The sequence below is a fragment of the Mesorhizobium sp. M0800 genome, from assembly GCF_040320095.1.
Classification (GTDB): Bacteria; Pseudomonadota; Alphaproteobacteria; order Rhizobiales; family Rhizobiaceae; genus Mesorhizobium.
The window spans coordinates 1-1,718 of the sequence record NZ_JAMYOZ010000075.1; the positions used below are offsets into that span (position 1 = coordinate 1).

The 1,718-nt window shown below is 60.0% G+C and carries 3 protein-coding genes; 1 reads left to right on the forward strand and 2 read right to left on the reverse strand.

What is annotated here, in order from left to right; translation table 11 throughout:
- Window positions 1–698 (forward strand): IS110 family RNA-guided transposase (locus tag NKI18_RS33250; protein ID WP_353022064.1); only part of this gene is annotated, 698 nt, incomplete at its 5' end.
- Window positions 699–946: 248 nt separating this feature from the next.
- On the opposite strand, the gene NKI18_RS33255 is transcribed toward NKI18_RS33250, so the two are convergent.
- Window positions 947–1,168: a hypothetical protein gene (locus tag NKI18_RS33255; RefSeq protein ID WP_353022067.1), complete on the reverse strand. Its 222-nt coding sequence runs from the start codon at window positions 1,166–1,168 to the stop codon at window positions 947–949.
- Window positions 1,169–1,418: 250 nt separating this feature from the next.
- Window positions 1,419–1,598 (reverse strand): hypothetical protein, encoded by a 180-nt coding sequence (locus NKI18_RS33260; RefSeq protein WP_353022070.1) that lies wholly within the window; start codon window positions 1,596–1,598, stop codon window positions 1,419–1,421.
- Window positions 1,599–1,718 lie beyond the last annotated feature (120 nt).

A 1,718-nucleotide genomic window follows, 5' to 3' on the forward strand; every position in this document is an offset into this window, starting at 1 on the left:
CCGTGAAGAGTGAGGAGGAGCAGGCGAGTGCGGCCGTATTCCGGGCTCGTGATCTGCTGGTGCGGCAGCGCACCCAGACGATCAACGCCTTGCGCGGCCATCTTGCAGAATATGGACTGGTCGTTGCCCAGGGCCCTTCACATACTGCCAAGCTGATGGAAAAGGTAGAGGATCCTGAGGGCGATCTGCCAGAAGCAGCCCGCCTGGCCCTCACCGTGCTGGTCGATACGCTGAGATCGCTGGAGGAAAGGATCAACCAGCTCGATGCCGAGATTGCACGGCGTGCCCGAGAGGATGAAGACGTGCGGCGGTTGGCAACAATCCCCGGCGTTGGTCCGATAACGGCAACGGCTCTGGTTGCACTGGCGCCTTGCGCCGCAATCTTCCGAAAGGGGCGCGACTTCGCCGCTTGGCTGGGCCTGACGCCGCTGCAACGCTCAACCGGCGGTAAACAGAAGCTCGGTGCAACATCGAAGATGGGCGAGCGTACATTGCGGCGCCTGCTTATCATCGGAGCGAGCGCTGTCGTGCGTCATGCTCGTCGGCGAGGCATTTGGGAAGGATCGTGGCTTGGGCGCATGCTCGCCCGCAAGCCGCCAATGCTTGTGGTCGTCGCTCTTGCCAACAAGATGGCCCGCATCGTCTGGGCGCTCATGGCAAGAGGTGGGACCTACAGGGCTCCGGCCGTGGCAGCATAGCAGCTCGGTCTGAGGTCGTCGCAGGTGTAGGAAGGTCACACGGAGAGGTATGGCGCGACAGTCGATGAGAGACGGATCGGAAAAACCAGTTCAGCACAGAGCGCTTCGAGCGCGCGGTAGTGATATGGATCCGATCGGCGAACTCCCATACGGGCCGGCGGCAAATGGAAGGCCGCATCAGAGGCCGGACAGATGTCAGCACCCGACTACGCGCCGCTATACTGCCTTTTCGAAGATTCTTCTTGCGCTCACGGGGGCGTCCACAGATGGTGCTGAAGATAGCGCGCTGTCCAGGGCGCCGGATAGTTCGAGATCAGCGTGGGCTTGTCCATAGAGCGCCGCGGCAGCGAGAGGTAGGCGAAGGCGAGCAGGTCGAATTGTGAAGCCACATCGGCGAGAGCGCTGCGGAAATCGACCTCATCGACGCTGTCCCAAAGCCGTTCGAGAAATCTTTCGAAGACAGGTTGCATGTCTGTCCTTGTCAGCACCTTCCTTGGGTCTTCGGCACCTTGCTTGCAGGTGGAAGCAAGTCAAGGTGCTCGACATCATAAGCGTTTCATATGGAGCATCTTGTTCTTCTCAATATCCATTTACTGGCTCGATGTAGTGGACCTGCAACGTCTCAGAAATACGCCCTGCCAGCGGGGAGGTGCACCGGCAGGGCTCGCCGCCCAAAGCCCGCAGTCCAATGGGAGGATCGGGCAGCAGCGGCAAAACAAGCTATTTGGCGCGCGCAAAGACTATACTGCGCCTTCCGCCTTCAAAGCGCGGATCCGAAGCCGACGCCGCGGCCACCGAGCCAAATACCTTCTCTGTCGCCGGGTTGGTCACCGTCAGGGTTCCACTACCGCCTCGCCAACTGCCGTTGATGAAAAGCTGATAGGTCGTGACATTGGACATCGCATGCTCCGCTTTAGTGAATTTGCCAACCTACGAGAACGGCCGATAACCGAACCGTGCCTCGCTCCTCTGCGATTTCATCGCGATAGTCGCATGCGGTCAAATATGGAATGTCGCCCA

Bases quoted from the DNA above. Each gene is read 5' to 3' on its own strand.
- NKI18_RS33255 (WP_353022067.1), bottom strand. From the start codon at position 1,168: ATGCAACCTGTCTTCGAAAGATTTCTCGAACGGCTTTGGGACAGCGTC.
- NKI18_RS33260 (WP_353022070.1), bottom strand. From the start codon at position 1,598: ATGTCCAATGTCACGACCTATCAGCTTTTCATCAACGGCAGTTGGCGA.